We start from the raw sequence: 15,981 nt of genomic DNA on the forward strand, positions 1-15,981 counted from the left end.
ATGGACCCCGTTTCCTTCTGGGCCACGCCTCTGGGCTGGACGCTCATCACGGTCGGCCAGGTCCTGCTGATCACGGTCGGCGTGCTGATCGCCGTCGCCTTCCTGCTGCTGGCCGACCGCAAGGTCTGGGCCGGGGTGCAGATGCGCAAGGGTCCGAACGTCGTCGGTCCCTTCGGCCTGCTTCAATCCTTCGCGGACATGATCAAGTTCGTGCTGAAGGAGGTCGTGATCCCGGCCGGCGCCGACAAGGCGGTCTTCATCATCGCGCCGATCATCACCGTCATCCTGGCCTTCATGGCCTGGGCCGTCATTCCGTTCGCGCCCGGATGGGTGGTGTCGGACCTGAACGTCGGCATCCTGTACATCTTCGCCGTGTCGTCGCTGGGCGTTTACGGCATCATCATGGGCGGTTGGGCTTCGAACTCGAAGTATCCGTTCCTGGGCTCGCTGCGTTCGGCGGCGCAGATGGTGTCCTATGAAGTCTCGCTAGGCCTGATCATCATCAATGTGATCCTGCTGGCCGGCACCATGAACCTGTCGGCGATCGTCGACAGCCAGAAGGGCATGTTCTGGAACTGGTACGGCTTCGGCGGCGGCGCCGACACCTGGCCGCTGGTGGTGATCCTGTTCCCTATGTCGATCATCTTCTTCATCTCGGCACTGGCCGAGACCAACCGCCCGCCGTTCGACCTGCCCGAGGCCGAGTCCGAACTGGTCGCCGGTTATCAGGTCGAATACAGCTCGACGCCGTATCTGCTGTTCATGATGGGCGAGTACGTCAACATCGTCTTCATGTCGGCGATGATCAGCCTGCTGTTCTTCGGCGGCTGGAACCCCGGCGTGCCGCAGGCCTGGATGGATGGGCTGCCGGCCTGGATCGCCTATACGATCTATCTGCTGACCTTCATGGCCAAGACGGTCTTCTGGTTCATCATGATCTCGATGGTGAAGGCGTTCGTGCCGCGCTATCGCTATGACCAACTGATGCGTCTGGGCTGGAAGATCTTCCTGCCGACGTCGCTGGTCGCGGTCGTGATCGTGTCGGCCTGGCGCGTCTTCGTGGTGGGGGCGTGATGCGCGGCCTCACCATCGGCCTCGGTCTTGTGACGATGACCGCCGCCTGCGCGCCCGACGCTTCGCGTATGCCCGAGTCGAGCTATCAATGGCAGCAACGCCAGGACCGCATCGAACAGGACTGGCGCGCCAGCCAGACCGCTCCCAAGACGACGCCCGCCCCCAAGGATAAGCCCTGATGTTCACCCGTATCGTCCAGGCGACCAAGGGCGCGATGATGCTGGACGTCATCGGCGCCATCGGTCTGTCGCTGAAGTATATGGCCCGTCCTAAGATGACGGTGAACTACCCGTTCGAGCGCAATCCGCAGTCGCCGCGCTTCCGCGGCGAGCATGCGCTGCGTCGCTATGCGAACGGCGAGGAACGCTGCATCGCCTGCAAGCTGTGCGAGGCCATCTGCCCGGCTCAGGCCATCACCATCGAGGCCGAGCCGCGCGCCGACGGCAGCCGTCGCACGACCCGCTACGACATCGACATGGTCAAATGCATCTACTGCGGCCTGTGCCAGGAGGCCTGCCCGGTGGACGCCATCGTGGAAGGGCCGAACTCTGAGTTCGCCGTCGAGACGCGCGAAGAGCTGCTCTACGACAAGCAACGCCTGCTCGATAACGGCGACCGCTGGGAACGGCAGATCGCCAAGAATCTGGAACTCGACGCGCCTTACCGCTAAGGCGCATCTCGCTAAACGGGCCAGCGATTCCTCAACGAGGGTCGCGGCCGATACGAAAGGGGCTTCGTCCCGACATGCTGCAAGGCATAGCCTTCTATCTGCTGGCGGCGGTCGCCACGGTTTCCGGCCTTCTGGTCGTGACCGCGCGCAACCCGGTGCACAGCGTGCTGTGGTTGATCCTGGCCTTCTTCTCGTCGGCGGGTCTGTTCGTCCTGCTGGGCGCCGAGTTCCTGGCGATGCTGCTGGTCGTCGTTTACGTCGGCGCGGTCGCGGTGCTGTTCCTGTTCGTCGTCATGATGCTGGACGTGGACTTCCTGAAGCTGCGCGAAGGCTACGCGCGCTATCTGCCGCTGGGCGCCATCATCGCCGCCGTGCTGCTGGTCGAGATGATCATCGTCTCGGTCGCCGTGGTTCAGGGCGGGGCCGCTGCGGGTCTGCCGGCGCCGGGCGCGCCGGACGCTAGCGTCACCAATGTCGAGGCCATCGGTCGCGTGCTCTACACGGACTACGTCTACTTCTTCCAGGCGGCCGGGATCGTGCTGCTGATCGCGATGATCGGCGCCATCACCCTGACGCTGCGCCACAAGCCGCACATCAAACGCCAGAACCCCGGCGACCAGGTGAACCGCGATCGTCGCAAGTCGGTCGAGATCAAGTCCGCCGCCACGGGCGAAGGCGTCAGCGCCGAGGAGCTTCTCTGATGATCGGTCTGACCCACTATCTGACGGTCGCTGCGATCCTGTTCACCATCGGGGTGTTCGGCATCTTCGTGAACCGCAAGAACGTCATCATCATCCTGATGTCGATCGAGCTGATCTTGCTGGCTGTGAACATCAACTTCGTCGCCTTCTCGGCCTATCTGAACGAGATCAGCGGGCAGATCATGGCGATGTTCGTCCTGACCGTCGCCGCGGCCGAGGCCGCCGTCGGCCTGGCGATCCTGGTGACCTTCTTCCGTAACCGCGGCGACATCGCCGTGGACGACGCCTCCGTGATGAAGGGCTGAGCGTGACCTTCCATACCCTCGTCATTCTCGGGATCTTCGCCCCGCTGCTGGGCGCGGCCATCGCCGGCTTCTTCGGACGCCGGATCGGCAACATCCCGTCGCAGGCCGTCACGACCGGCCTGCTGTTCTTCTCGTGCGCCGTGGCCTGGACGGTGTTCGGCCAATGGACCTGGGGCCATCTGGAGCCCTTCACCATTCGCCTGGCGCCCTTCATCAACGTGGGCGACTTCCAGTCGGCCTGGTCGATCCGCATCGACGCCCTGTCGGCGACCATGCTGATCGTGGTCACCAGCGTGTCTTCGCTGGTTCACCTGTACTCCTGGGGCTACATGGCCGAGGACGATAGCCGACCGCGCTTCTTCGCCTATCTGTCGCTGTTCACCTTCATGATGCTGGCGCTGGTGACGGCGGCCGACTTCATGCAGATCTTCTTCGGCTGGGAAGGCGTGGGCCTGGCGTCCTATCTGCTGATCGGCTTCTGGTTTAAGAAGCCGACGGCCAGCGCCGCCGCCATCAAGGCCTTCGTCGTGAACCGCGTCGGCGATTTCGGTTTCGTGCTGGGGATCATGACGATCTTCTGGATGTACGGCACCATCAACTTCGCCGAACTGTTCCCGCTGATCGCCACCAAGGCTGGCACGACGTGGGAGTTCCTGGGCGTCCAGTGGTCCGCGCTGGATCTGGCCGGCTTCCTGCTGTTCATCGGCGCCATGGGCAAGTCGGCCCAGTTCTTCCTGCACACCTGGTTGCCGGACGCGATGGAAGGCCCGACCCCGGTGTCGGCGCTGATCCATGCCGCGACCATGGTCACCGCCGGCGTCTATATGGTCTGCCTGCTGAGCCCGATCTATGAGTACGCGCCGGGCGCGTCGCAGATCATCGCCATCATCGGCGCGATCACGGCCCTGTTCGCCGCCACGGTCGGCCTGACCCAGAACGACATCAAGCGGGTCATCGCCTATTCGACCTGTTCGCAGCTGGGCTACATGTTCTTCGCGGCGGGCGTCGGCGCCTATCAGGCGGCCATGTTCCACCTGTTCACGCACGCCTTCTTCAAGGCCTTGCTGTTCCTGGGCGCCGGCTCGGTGATCCACGGCATGCACCACGAACAGGACATGCGGAAGATGGGCGGCCTGTGGAAGCTGCTTCCGGTCACTTATGCGGTGATGACCATCGGCACCATCGCCATCACCGGCCTGGGCATCCCCGGCGTCGGCGGCTTCGCCGGCTTTTACTCCAAGGATTCTATCATCGAGAGCGCCTATGCCTCGGCGGCCTCGGGTCACTCGGCCATCGGTCTGTTCGCCTTTTTCGTCGGCATCATCGCGGCCGGTCTGACGGCCTACTATTCGTGGCGCCTGGTCTTCATGACCTTCCACAACAAGCCGGTGTGGAAGGAAGAGGGCGACGCGCATCATGCTGACGACCACGCTTCCCACGCCCAGCTGGAAACCCATTCCGAGCCGGTCGGCGATCATCACGACGATCATGCGCATGACGACCACGGTCATCATGGTCCGCTGAAGCCGCATGAGAGCCCGCTGGTCATGCTGGTTCCGCTGATCCTGCTGTCGGTCGGCGCCGTCGCCGCCGGCTTCGTCTTCGCGCCGCACTTCATCGGCCATCACGAGGGCGAGTTCTGGCGCGGCGCGATCTTCACCGGCGCGAACAACCACGTCCTGCACGAAAGCCACGACGTTCCGACCTGGGTGAAATGGTCGCCGCTGATCCTGACGCTGATCGGCACCGCCTTCGCCTATTGGATCTACGTCGCTCGCGAGGGCATGGGCCGTCGCATGGCCGAGCGGAACGGCGTCATCTACCGCTTCCTCTACAACAAGTGGTACTTCGACGAGCTGTACGACTTCGTCTTCGTGCGCGGCTTCCGCGCCATCGGGAACTTCTTCTGGAAGATTTGCGACGTGAAGATCATCGACGGTCTGGGCCCGAACGGCGCCGCCTGGGTGTCGCTGAAATCCGCTGCTCGATTGGGCAAGATCCAGTCCGGCTATGTCTATCACTACGCCTTCGTGATGCTGCTCGGGGTGGCTGGTCTGCTCACCTTCGCCATCCTTGCGTGGGGAGCCTGATCTCGTGCCCTACATCCTGAGCCTCGTTACATTCCTGCCCCTGGTCGGGGCCCTGGCGATCTTCGCCGCTCGGCTGACGTCAAAGTCGGCCGACGCGACCGCGCCGGCCGCGCGCTGGATCGCGTTGATCACCACCCTGGTGACCCTGGCGGTGTCGGTCGTGCTGGTCGCCGGCTTCGACCCCGCTAACACCGGCTATCAGTTCGTGGAGATGGTCCCGTGGTTCGCGGGCGCCAGCTATCACCTGGGCGTCGACGGGATCTCGATCCTGTTCGTGCTCCTGACGGCCTTCCTGATGCCGATCTGCATCCTGGCCAGCTGGAAGTCGGTCGAAACGCGCGTCGTCGAATACATGATCGCCTTCCTGGTGCTGGAGACGCTGGTCATCGGGGTGTTCACCTCGCTGGACCTGTTCCTCTTCTACATCTTCTTCGAAGGCACCCTGGTGCCTATGTTCCTGATCATCGGCATCTGGGGCGGTCAGAACCGCATCTATGCGGCCTACAAGTTCTTCCTCTACACCCTGCTGGGGTCCGTCCTGATGCTGCTGGCCATGCTGTGGATGGCGCATGAGGCGGGCACCACCAGCATTCCTGAGCTGAAGCGTTTCGCCTTCGATCCCGCCGTCCAGCCGATCCTTTGGCTGGCCTTTTTCGCCTCGTTCGCGGTCAAGATGCCGATGTGGCCGGTCCACACCTGGCTGCCCGACGCCCACGTTCAGGCGCCGACGGCCGGTTCGGTCATCCTGGCCGGTATTCTGCTGAAGCTGGGCGGATACGGCTTCATCCTGTTCAACGTGCCGATGTTCCCGATGGCGTCGGAGATGTTCCGGCCGCTGGTCTTCACCCTGTCGGTGATCGCCATCGTCTATACGTCGCTGGTCGCCTGGCGTCAGACGGACATCAAGAAGCTGATCGCCTATTCGTCCGTGGCCCACATGGGCTTTGTGACCTTGGGCATTTTCGCCGGCAACGACATCGGCATGCAGGGCGCCATCTTCCAGATGATCAGCCACGGCCTGATCTCGGGCGCGTTGTTCCTGTGCGTCGGCGTCGTCTATGACCGGATGCACACCCGCGAGATCGCCTTCTACGGCGGCCTGACGTCGAAGATGCCGTGGTACGCCGCCATCTTCCTGATGTTCACCATGGCCAACGTCGGTCTGCCGGGCACCTCGGGCTTCATCGGCGAAGTTCTGACCATGACTGGGGCCTACAACGCCTCGACCTGGGCGGCGCTGGTTGCAGCCTCGGGCGTCATCTTCTCGGCGGTCTATGCCCTGACCCTGTACCGCGCGGTCATGTTCGGCGAGATCACCAATCCGAAGCTTGAGACCATCACCGACATCGACAAGCGCGAACTGCTGCTGTTCGTGCCGCTGATCGTCGGCACCATCTGGCTGGGGGTCCATCCGGCCTCCGTCCTCGATTACACCGGGCCTGCCGTCGAGGCCCTGACCAGCGCGTATCGCGCCGCGATCGGCGGGTGAGACTTACAGATGCCTGATCTATCCTCCGCCCTGCATCTCGCCGCCTCGGAAGTCACCCTCGCGGTCGGCGCCCTGGTCCTGCTGATGGTCGGCGCCTTCATGGGCGACAAAAGCGCCCGTCTGGTCTCGATCCTGTCGGTCCTGCTGCTGATCGCCGCATCGGTCATCTCGATCGTCGGACCGTGGGGCGTCGCCTTCAACGGCGCCTATGTCGCCGATCCGCTGGCCATCTACGCCAAGAGCCTGATCTATCTGTCGGCCGCCGTGGCGGTCGTGCTGGGCGACGGCTGGATGAAGCGCACGCGCATCGCCAAGTTCGAATATCCGGTCCTGATCGTGCTGGCCTCGGCCGGCATGGGGATGATGGCGTCCTCGGGCGACCTGATCTCCATGTATGTCGGGATCGAGCTGCACTCTCTGGCCCTGTATGTGCTCGCCGCCTTCCATCGCAACGACGTCAAGGCGTCGGAAGCGGGCCTGAAGTATTTCGTCCTGGGCGCGTTGTCGTCGGGTCTGCTGCTGTATGGCGCCAGCCTGATCTACGGCTTCGCCGGCTCGATGCGGTTCGAGGACATCGCCGCCGTCGCCTCTGACAATCCCGGCCCGGGCCTGGTCTTCGGCCTGGTCTTCCTGATTTGCGGCCTGGCGTTCAAGGTTTCGGCCGCGCCGTTCCACATGTGGACGCCAGACGTCTATGAAGGCGCGCCGACGCCGGTCGTGGCCCTGTTCGCCACGGCGCCCAAGGTGGCGGCCATGGTGCTGATCGCCCGCGCGCTGGAAAATGGTTTCGGCGACGCTCACGCGCAGTGGTCGCAGGTCCTGATCGCCATCTCGCTGATCAGCTTCGTCGTCGGCGCCTTCGGCGGCCTGGCCCAGAAGGACATCCAGCGGCTGCTGGCCTATTCCTCGATCGCCAACATCGGTTACGCCCTGCTGGGCATTGCGGCGGGCACGGCCGAGGGCCTGCAGGCCATGCTGATGTTCATGACGCTGTATGTCATCGACCAGCTGGGCTTCTTCGCCATTCTGCTCAGCCTGTCCAAGTCGGGCCGTCCGATCCGCCGCATCGCCGATTTGGCCGGCCTGAAGAAGGATCGTCCGCTGACCGCCGTGGCCCTGACCATCCTGTCGCTGTCGGTCCTGGGCATGCCGCCGTTCTCGGGCTTCTGGGGCAAATACTATGTGTTCGGCGCCGCCGCCGATGCAGGTCTGTGGCCCGTTGCGGCCGCCGGTCTGGTCGCCTCGGTCGTCGCCGCCTTCTACTATCTGCGCATCATCAAACTGATGTGGTTCGATGCGCCGGTGGACGACACCGCCACCGACGCCGCGCCGGTCGAGGCGAAGTGGATCGGGTGGGCCTGCGCCGCCTTCGCCTTCCCGCTGGTGATCGTCGGTCTGACCTGGCTGGAGCCGCTGACCAAGGCTGCGAGCGCCGGCTTCGGGAACGGGTAGGGCGTTGGCGCCCGTCCCACTGGTCATCCTCGACGAGATCGACTCGACCAACGCCGAGGCGCGCCGCCTCGCCGAGGCCGGAGAGGCGGGCCCGCGCTGGATTGTGGCGCGCCGCCAGACCGCCGGTCGCGGTCGGCGGGGTCGCAAGTGGGACACCGATCAGGGCAATCTGGCCGCCACCCTTCTGATCACCACGCCCAAGTCGGCGGCCGAGGCGGCCCAGGCCACCTTCATCGCGGCCCTGGCCGTCGCAGACCTGCTGGACGTCTTCGTTTCGCCCGCGCTCGTTTCGATCAAATGGCCCAACGACGTCCTGCTGGACGGGGTCAAGGTTTCGGGCATCCTGGTCGAATCCGGCCGGCATGCGAACGGCGACCTCTGGCTGGCGGTCGGCATCGGCGTGAACCTCGCCCATGCGCCCGAGGGCACCGAACGGGGGGCGACCTCGGTTGCCGAGCGTCTGCGCGCCGACCTGGCCTATGTCCCGCCGATCGAGGCCGCTGCCGAAATCCTGGCCGAGACCTTCGCCGTCTGGTGGGGGCGTTGGCAGACGATGGGCTTCGAGCCCGTGCTGGACGCCTGGACCAGCCGCCTGACGGGCCTCAACGGACCGTGCGTCGCGCGACTAGATAACGAGACGATCGAGGGACAGGCCGAGGGCGTGGAGCCGGATGGCGCCCTGCGTCTGCGTCTGACCGACGGCTCCGTGCGTTTGATTTCTGCGGGCGATGTCTTCTTCGGGAAAGCCGCCTGATGCTTCTCGCCATCGAGCAGGGCAACACCAACACGCTGTTCGCCGTCCATGACGGCGCCGACTGGATCGCCCAATGGCGGGCCGCGACCGAGGCCAGTCGCACGGCCGACGAATACGCCGTCTGGCTGAACCAGCTGATGGTGATGAAGGGGCTGAAGTTCGACGCCCTCGGCGGATGCATCATCTCCAGCGTTGTGCCGCAGTCGATCTTCAACCTGCGCAACCTGGCGCGGCGCTATTTGAACATCGAACCGCTGGTCATCGGCGAGAACGCCGAACTGGGCATCGAGGTGCGGATCGCCAAGCCCAGCGAGGCGGGCGCCGACCGTCTGGTGAATGCGGTCGGGGCCTCGCTGACGTATCCCGGCGACCTTCTGCTGATCGACAGCGGCACGGCGACGACCTTCGACATCGTCTCGGGCGACGGCGCCTTCGAGGGCGGTCTGATCGCGCCCGGCATCAATCTGTCGCTTCAGGCGCTGCACGAGGCGGCGGCCAAACTGCCGCGCATCGCCATTCAGAAACCCGAGAACGTCATCGGCAAGGGCACGGTCGAGGCCATGCAGTCCGGCGTCTTCTGGGGCTATATCTCGTTGATCGAAGGCTTGGTCGAGCGCATCAAGGCGGAGTGGGGCAAGCCCATGACCGTCGTCGGCACCGGCGGGGTCGCCAGCCTGTTCGAAGGCGCGACCGACAGCATCGATCACTTCGATCCCGACCTGACTATTCGCGGCCTCCTCGAAATCTGGCGTCGTAACGCCCATTTGACTGATTGAATGAAAAAGCAAACCCAAGACGAACTCGTTTTCCTGCCGCTGGGCGGCTCGGACGAGGTCGGTATGAACCTGAACGCCTATGGCTTCGGCCCAGAGGCGAACCGTGAATGGCTGATCGTCGATGTCGGCGTCACCTTCGGCGACCTGTCTACGCCCGGCGTGGATGTGATCGTGCCCGATCCCACCTTCCTGGAGGGTGAGAATATCAAGGGCATCGTGCTGACCCACGCGCACGAAGATCACATCGGCGCCCTGGGCTGGCTGTGGCCGCGCATCAAGGCGCCGATCTACGCCACGCCCTTCACCGCCTATCTGATCCGCGACAAGCTGCGCGAGCGCGGCATTCTGGACGAGGTCGAACTGATCGAGGTGCCGCTGGGCGGGACCGTGGACATCGGCACCTTCGGCGTGACCTTCGTCAACATGACCCACTCGATCGCCGAGCCCAGCGGCCTGGCCATCGATACGCCGCTGGGAATGGTGTTCCACACCGGCGACTGGAAGATCGACGACCAGCCGGTGATCGGGACCAAGACCGACGCCCCCGTCATCCGCGCCCTGGGCGACGAAGGCGTGCTGGCCATGGTCTGTGATTCGACCAATGTCTTCGTGCCGGGCGTCGCTGGGTCCGAAGGCGATGTCGCCGTCGCCATCTCCAAGCTGATCGCCAGCCTGAAGGGGCGTGTTGCGGTCGGCTGCTTCGCCTCCAACGTCGCCCGGATGGACAGCGTGATCCGCGCGGCCGAGGCCTGCGGGCGTCGCGTGGCCCTGGCCGGCCGTTCGATGCACCGGATCACGGCGGCGGCCAAACACGTCGGCATGCTGAAGGACGTGAAGCCCTTCCTGTCGGACGAGGAGGCCCGCGTCTGGCCCGCCGATCAGATCCTGTATCTGTGCACCGGCAGTCAGGGTGAAGCGAGGGCGGCCCTGTCGCGCGTCGCTGACGGCACCCACCCGGTCGTGAAACTGGGTCTGGGCGACCACTGCATCTTCTCGTCGCGCCAGATCCCGGGCAACGAACTGGCGATCGGCAATCTGCAGGACCGCCTCGCGGATCGCGGTGTGCGTCTCTACACCGAGAAGGATCACCCCGGCATCCACGTCTCGGGCCACCCCTGCCGTGACGAGCTGAAGCAGATGTACGAATGGGCCCGGCCGCAGATCGCGGTGCCGACCCACGGCGTGCGTCGCTTCCTCTTGGAACACGCCAATCTGGCCAAGGACATGGGCGTTCCCGAAACGGTGACGCCGCGCAACGGCGACATGGTCCGCCTGGCCCCTGGCCCGGCCAAGATCATCGACGAGGTGCCGAACGGCCGCCTCTATGTCGACGGCGGCATGCTGGTGACCGAGCAGGGCGAGGCCTTGAAGGAACGTCGTCACGCCTCGACCAACGGCGTGCTGATCGTCAGCTTTGCTTTGGACAAGCGCGGTCGCATCGCCAGCGACATCGACATCCGCAGCGTCGGCCTGCCCGGCGATACCGCCACGCCGCTCGGCGATGCGCTGGACAAGCTGGCCGAGCGCGTCGAACAGGTGGTCAAGGGCCTGAAGGGCGATGCTCTGGACGATGAAATGGTCATCGAACAGGCCGTCGCCCGCGTGCTGAAAAAGGCCAGCCAACAGATCTGGGATCGTCGTCCCATCGTCGAGACGGTCGTCCTGCGCGTCTGATGCAACCTTGACCGTTCGGGCGCATTGGTCGTGCGCCTGAACGGTCGGGGAAACGCATGTCGAAAAAGCCTGCCCGTGCGCGCCGCCTGCTGGAGCGGATTCGGCACGCCCGTCATCCGCTGCGCGGTTGGCGGCGGTGGGCGGTGATTTCGGGGCAGGGGCTGGTCGGCTTCGTCGTCCTGTTCGCCGTCATCAATCTGGTGCTCAGCCTGTCGACGTTCCGGGGCGAAGACCCCCTGGCGCGTACGGTTCACGAACTGCGCGTGCTGTGGTTCAGCCCGCCCGACGGCCAGCCGATGTCGCCGACCGCCTTTCCGAGCGTCTATGGTCGCGATCTGGGTCCAGCGCCCGACACCGCCGCCATCCATGCCTATCTGGAGCGCGAGGCGGAGGACGGCGTCTTTCTGCTCGACCACGTCATGGTCGATCTTATCCTGAAGCTGAATGGCCGGATCGATGCGCGCAGCGTGCCGTCGGGCGTCTATGTCGGCGCCCACGCTTTGGGACCGGACGGGATGCCTTTGGTGCCAGTGACCAAGTTCATGGCGCAATATCTGCTGTTTCCGCGCCATGCCTATATTCTCGTCGTGCCTGAGAGCGGGCCGGCCATCGCCTTCTCCGCCAGTCAGAACGCCAAGTTCGGCATCGACATTCATCCCGAACGCCTATCGGCCGAGATCGCGCCGTTCGATCCGAACGCCTATGACTTCCCCAGTTCGGGCGAGGCGCTGCACGAGATGACGCGCATCACCAATGAGCCGGCGCGCGTCGCGACGGCCGTCGAAACGTTGAAGGGCGCCCAGGCTCGCCTGGCGCAGGAGGGTCTGACCTACGGCCTTCTGGCGCCCAACTCGAACACGGCGGTCGGCTGCGTGCTGCAAGGCGCCGGGGCGATCACGCAGCACGCGCGCTCTTCGATCCTTCTGGCGTTACGGGCGCCGGGGTTTGGCGCATCGTGCGAATAGCGGTCGCGCCGACGGCCTCAACTCGGATATATCCACGCCGATGACCGAGCGACTCTTCCTGTTGAACCCCGACTGGCACGACGACCAGGGCGGGCCGTGGTTCTGCCCGCCCGGGGCCTATATCGAGGGCGTTCTGGCCTTCTATCCTCAGCTTCGCGATGCGCTCGACGTCGTCTATCTGGACCATCCGCGCCCGCGCCAGCCGGTCATCGACCAGGTCGGCGAGGCCCATCAAAGCTGCCCCATCCTGATCCTGGACGGCGAGCTGGATTGGCCCGAGGCCGAGGTCAGCGAAACGACCGGCCGGCGCTTCCTCCAGGATCACGCCATCGCTCCCTATCTGGCGGCCCGCTACGGCGTCGGCCGGCCCCATCCCTAGAGGTCCGTCATGCCCATCGGCGTCTTCACCATGGTCGGCATCTACATCATTGCCTGGTGGACAGTGCTGTTCGCCGTGCTGCCGCTGGGCACGGCCAGCGAGACGCACGAGCCGCCGACCGACGGCTCACAATGGGGCGCGCCCAAGACGCCCAATCTGAAGAAGAAGTTCCTGACGACCACCTGGGTCTCGGCTTTGGTCTGGGTGTTCGTGATGGTGCTGATCTTCACGGGCTGGCTGCCCCTGCCGAACTTCGCCAGCGGCCCGGCCGTCTAAACGACGCATCGGCCTAGCTTTCGCCCCGTCCGAGCGGCTAAAGCCTTGTTCCGTCTCTACGCCTAGGATTCCCGACCATGCGCCTGTCGCGCTTTTTCCTGCCCACGCTGAAGGAAGCTCCTTCGGACGCCCAGATCGTCTCGCACCAGCTGATGCTGCGCGCCGGCATGATCAAGCAGGAGGCCGCCGGCATCTACGCCTGGCTGCCGCTGGGTCTGAAGGTGCTGCGCAAGATCGAGCAGATCGTGCGCGAGGAGCAGATGCGGGCAGGGGCCGTCGAACTGCTGATGCCGACGTTGCAACTGGCCGACCTGTGGCGCGAGAGCGGCCGCTATGACGCCTACGGCCCCGAGATGCTGCGCATCACCGACCGTCACGAACGTGAGCTGCTATACGGACCGACCAACGAGGAGATGATCACCGACATCTTCCGGGCCTATGTGAAGTCCTACAAGTCGCTGCCGCTGAACCTGTTTCACATCCAGTGGAAGTTCCGCGACGAGCGCCGTCCGCGCTTTGGCGTGATGCGGGGGCGCGAGTTCCTGATGAAGGACGCCTATTCCTTCGACGTGGACGAGGCCGCGGCCCGCGTCGCCTACAACCGCATGTTCGTCGCCTATCTGAACACCTTCGCCCGTATGGGCCTGAAGGCCGTGCCGATGCGCGCCGACACCGGCCCCATCGGCGGCGATCTGAGCCACGAGTTCATCGTCCTGGCCGAAACCGGCGAGAGCGAGGTCTTCTGCGACCGCAAGCTGGTCGAGATGCCCGCGCCCGGCGACGACTTCACCCCCGAAGCCGTCCAGGCCGTCTTCGATGAACGCACCGCCCTCTACGCCGCCACCGAAGAGATGCACGATCCGTCGCAGTTCGAGGCCAAGACCGCCGAGGGCGACCGCCTGTCGGCGCGCGGCATCGAGGTCGGCCACATCTTCTACTTCGGCACGAAATACTCCGCCCCGATGAAGGCCAAGGTCGCCGGGCCTGACGGGCAGGACGCCGAGGTCCACATGGGCAGCTATGGCGTCGGCGTGTCGCGCCTGCTGGGGGCCATCATCGAAGCGAGCCACGACGCCGGCGGCATCATCTGGCCCGATGCGGTCGCGCCGTTCGACGTGGTCGTGATCAATCTGCGCGCCAACGATGAGGCTGTCTCGGCCGCCTGCGAGGACGCGGTGGCCCAGCTTGAAAAGCTCGGCAAGGACGTCCTGTACGACGACACCGACGAACGTCCCGGCGGCAAGTTCGCCACCGCTGACCTGATCGGCGTGCCGTGGCAGCTGACCATCGGTCCGAAGGGGCTGGCGGACGGCGTGGTCGAACTGAAACGCCGCGCCACCGGCGAGAAGGTGTCCGTGCCGCTCGCCGACGCTATCGAAAGGCTGACCGCTTGAGCCTGCCGTCTCGTCCGTCCGGCGCCTTCTCCTCGTGGGAGATCGGCCTGGCCCTGCGCTACCTGCGCGCCAAGCGCAAGGAAGGCGGCGTCGCCACCATCGCCGTCATCAGCTTCATCGGCATCATGCTGGCCGTCGCCGTCCTGATCAGCGTGATGAGCATCATGTCCGGCTTCCGCAGCGAACTGCTGGGCCGCATGCTTGCGTTCAACGGCCACATGTATGTGCAGGGTCAGGTCCTGACCTCGCCGGATCGCGAAGCCGCGCTGAAACGCATCCAGGCCGTGCCAGGCGTCGCCAGCGCCAGTCCGCTGAATGAGGCGCAAAGCCTGATCCGCGTCGGCAGCTATACGACCGGCGCCATCGCCAAGGGCATCCGCCCTGAGGATTTGGCCAAGACCCAGTATGTCTTCGACAGCTTAAGCCCGCAGGAGCGCGCCAGCTTCGGCAAGGGGCCCTATGGCGGCGACCGCATTCTGGTCGGCGCGGCCCTGGCCAATTCCATGGGCCTGCGCGTCGGCGATCCCGTGACCCTGTATTCACCGACCGGGGCCGACAGCGCCTTCGGCAATCTCGGCGGACTTGAGAAGACCTATTTCGTCGGCGGCCTGTTCCGCTCGGGCGCCGCCGACTATGACCGCGCCTTCATCTTCATGCCGCTGGAGCAGCAGCAGCTCTTCTTCGGCAAGGAAGGGGTCTGGGACGCGATCGAAATCAAGGTCGATGATCCCGATCAGGTCGGCGCCCTGACCGCCGCCATCCGCGACGCGGCCGGTCCCGGCTCGGTCGTCAGCGACTGGCGCGAGCGCCTCGCTGCCTTCTATGGCGCGCTGAAGGTCGAACGCGTGGCCATGAGCATCATCCTAGGCCTCGTCGTCGCCATCGCCGCCATGAACATCATCTCCGGCATCGTCATGCTGGTGAAGAACAAGGGTCGCGACATCGCCATCCTGCGCACCATCGGCGCCAGCCCCTCGGCGATCCTGCGCGTCTTCTTCATGGCCGGCGCCATGATCGGGGTGGCGGGCACCATCGCGGGCCTGATCCTGGGTCTTCTGTTCTGCTGGAACATCGGCTCGATCCAGCATTTCCTGGAGTTCGTGCTGCAGACCAAGCTGTTCGATTCCGACGTCTATATGCTGGACGCCATCCCGGCCTTGGTCGATCCGGTGGACGTGACCTGGGTGGCCTTCTGGTCCCTGTTGATGAGCTGTATCGCCAGCCTGCCGCCGTCCTGGAACGCGTCTCGCATCGATCCCGTGGAGGCGCTGCGCTATGAGTAAGGCTCCCATCCTTTCGGTGCGCGGCCTGACCCGCACCTACGACACCGCCCAAGGCGGCCTGACCGTGCTGAAGGGCGTGGATCTGGACGTCTATCCGGGCGAACTGGTCGGGCTGATCGGGCCGTCGGGCTCGGGCAAGTCGTCGCTGCTACACGCCGCCGGCCTGTTGGAGAAGCCCACCAGCGGCACGGTCGCCATCGACGGCGAACAGGTCGGCGATCTGGACGAGCGCGCCCGCACGCGTCTGCGCCTGGGCCGGATCGGCTTCGTCTATCAGTTTCACCACCTGCTGCCCGAGTTCGATGCGCGCGACAATGTCGCCCTGCCGATGCGGATCGCCGGGGTGGCCCAGGACGAGGCGCGCAAACGCGCCGAGGTCACGCTGACGGCCCTGGGGCTGGGCGAACGCCTGACGCACCAGCCGGCGCAACTGTCTGGCGGCGAACAGCAGCGTGTCGCGATCGGCCGCGCGCTCGCCAACGGCCCGCGCCTGCTGCTGGCCGACGAGCCGACCGGCAATCTGGATCCGACCACCAGCCAATCCGTGTTCGAATCCCTGCGCGACCTGGCCAAGACCACGGGCGTCGCCGCCCTGATCGCCACCCACAATATGGAGTTGGCCGGCCATATGGACCGCGTCTTCGCCCTGAAGGACGGTCATCTGGAACAGCGCGAGGCCCAGAGCCACGCCTACTGAGC

The 15,981-nt window shown here is 65.2% G+C and carries 17 protein-coding genes; all 17 read left to right on the forward strand.

Translation table 11 applies throughout. The features are described from left to right. The 17 genes from nuoH (at position 1) to E4341_RS08655 (ending at position 15,979) form a co-directional block, all read left to right on the forward strand. Positions 1 to 1,074: an NADH-quinone oxidoreductase subunit NuoH gene (gene nuoH, locus E4341_RS08575; RefSeq protein WP_165116609.1), complete on the forward strand. Its 1,074-nt coding sequence runs from the start codon at positions 1 to 3 to the stop codon at positions 1,072 to 1,074. Then, the gene (locus E4341_RS08580) at positions 1,074 to 1,253 is read left to right on the forward strand and encodes a hypothetical protein (protein ID WP_165116611.1); all 180 of its coding nucleotides are present in this window, start codon (positions 1,074 to 1,076) and stop codon (positions 1,251 to 1,253) included. The genes nuoH and E4341_RS08580 overlap by 1 nt, the downstream gene beginning before the upstream one ends. Beyond that, positions 1,253 to 1,744, forward strand: coding sequence for an NADH-quinone oxidoreductase subunit NuoI (gene nuoI / locus E4341_RS08585; RefSeq protein WP_017503987.1), 492 nt, complete (start codon positions 1,253 to 1,255; stop codon positions 1,742 to 1,744). Before E4341_RS08580 ends, nuoI begins: the two co-directional genes overlap by 1 nt. Positions 1,745 to 1,818: 74 nt before the next feature. Continuing rightward, entirely contained in the window at positions 1,819 to 2,445 is a 627-nt protein-coding gene (locus E4341_RS08590) for an NADH-quinone oxidoreductase subunit J (protein WP_017503986.1), read from the forward strand. Continuing rightward, positions 2,445 to 2,750, forward strand: coding sequence for an NADH-quinone oxidoreductase subunit NuoK (nuoK, locus tag E4341_RS08595; RefSeq protein WP_039247409.1), 306 nt, complete (start codon positions 2,445 to 2,447; stop codon positions 2,748 to 2,750). The genes E4341_RS08590 and nuoK overlap by 1 nt, the downstream gene beginning before the upstream one ends. Positions 2,751 to 2,752: 2 nt before the next feature. Then, positions 2,753 to 4,840, forward strand: a complete 2,088-nt coding sequence (nuoL, locus tag E4341_RS08600) for an NADH-quinone oxidoreductase subunit L (protein WP_066627607.1) — start codon at positions 2,753 to 2,755, stop codon at positions 4,838 to 4,840. 4 nt (positions 4,841 to 4,844) lie between these two features. Next, entirely contained in the window at positions 4,845 to 6,329 is a 1,485-nt protein-coding gene (locus E4341_RS08605; RefSeq protein ID WP_165116613.1) for an NADH-quinone oxidoreductase subunit M, read from the forward strand. 9 nt (positions 6,330 to 6,338) lie between these two features. Further along, complete coding sequence (gene nuoN / locus E4341_RS08610) at positions 6,339 to 7,781, forward strand: NADH-quinone oxidoreductase subunit NuoN (RefSeq protein WP_165116615.1); 1,443 nt, start codon at positions 6,339 to 6,341, stop codon at positions 7,779 to 7,781. A 4-nt stretch (positions 7,782 to 7,785) separates the two neighbouring features. Then, positions 7,786 to 8,535, forward strand: a complete 750-nt coding sequence (locus E4341_RS08615; protein ID WP_165116617.1) for a biotin--[acetyl-CoA-carboxylase] ligase — start codon at positions 7,786 to 7,788, stop codon at positions 8,533 to 8,535. Then, positions 8,532 to 9,311, forward strand: a complete 780-nt coding sequence (locus E4341_RS08620) for a type III pantothenate kinase (protein ID WP_165118657.1) — start codon at positions 8,532 to 8,534, stop codon at positions 9,309 to 9,311. Before E4341_RS08615 ends, E4341_RS08620 begins: the two co-directional genes overlap by 4 nt. Further along, complete coding sequence (locus E4341_RS08625; RefSeq protein ID WP_055753498.1) at positions 9,312 to 10,985, forward strand: ribonuclease J; 1,674 nt, start codon at positions 9,312 to 9,314, stop codon at positions 10,983 to 10,985. Between the two features lie 56 nt (positions 10,986 to 11,041). Next, positions 11,042 to 11,950 (forward strand): hypothetical protein, encoded by a 909-nt coding sequence (locus E4341_RS08630; protein WP_165116619.1) that lies wholly within the window; start codon positions 11,042 to 11,044, stop codon positions 11,948 to 11,950. 40 nt (positions 11,951 to 11,990) lie between these two features. Beyond that, the gene (locus tag E4341_RS08635) at positions 11,991 to 12,329 is read left to right on the forward strand and encodes a DUF3088 family protein (RefSeq protein WP_153922802.1); all 339 of its coding nucleotides are present in this window, start codon (positions 11,991 to 11,993) and stop codon (positions 12,327 to 12,329) included. Between the two features lie 9 nt (positions 12,330 to 12,338). Beyond that, complete coding sequence (locus E4341_RS08640; protein ID WP_055753501.1) at positions 12,339 to 12,605, forward strand: DUF1467 family protein; 267 nt, start codon at positions 12,339 to 12,341, stop codon at positions 12,603 to 12,605. Positions 12,606 to 12,682: 77 nt separating this feature from the next. Continuing rightward, positions 12,683 to 13,999 (forward strand): proline--tRNA ligase, encoded by a 1,317-nt coding sequence (gene proS, locus E4341_RS08645; protein ID WP_165116621.1) that lies wholly within the window; start codon positions 12,683 to 12,685, stop codon positions 13,997 to 13,999. After that, on the forward strand, positions 13,996 to 15,282 hold the full coding sequence (locus E4341_RS08650) for a lipoprotein-releasing ABC transporter permease subunit (protein WP_082465008.1): 1,287 nt from the start codon (positions 13,996 to 13,998) through the stop codon (positions 15,280 to 15,282). Before proS ends, E4341_RS08650 begins: the two co-directional genes overlap by 4 nt. Beyond that, complete coding sequence (locus E4341_RS08655; protein ID WP_055809096.1) at positions 15,275 to 15,979, forward strand: ABC transporter ATP-binding protein; 705 nt, start codon at positions 15,275 to 15,277, stop codon at positions 15,977 to 15,979. Before E4341_RS08650 ends, E4341_RS08655 begins: the two co-directional genes overlap by 8 nt. Positions 15,980 to 15,981: the final 2 nt, after the last annotated feature.

The sequence above is a fragment of the Brevundimonas sp. 'scallop' genome, assembly GCF_011045535.1.
In the GTDB taxonomy this organism is placed as follows: Bacteria; Pseudomonadota; Alphaproteobacteria; order Caulobacterales; family Caulobacteraceae; genus Brevundimonas; species Brevundimonas vesicularis.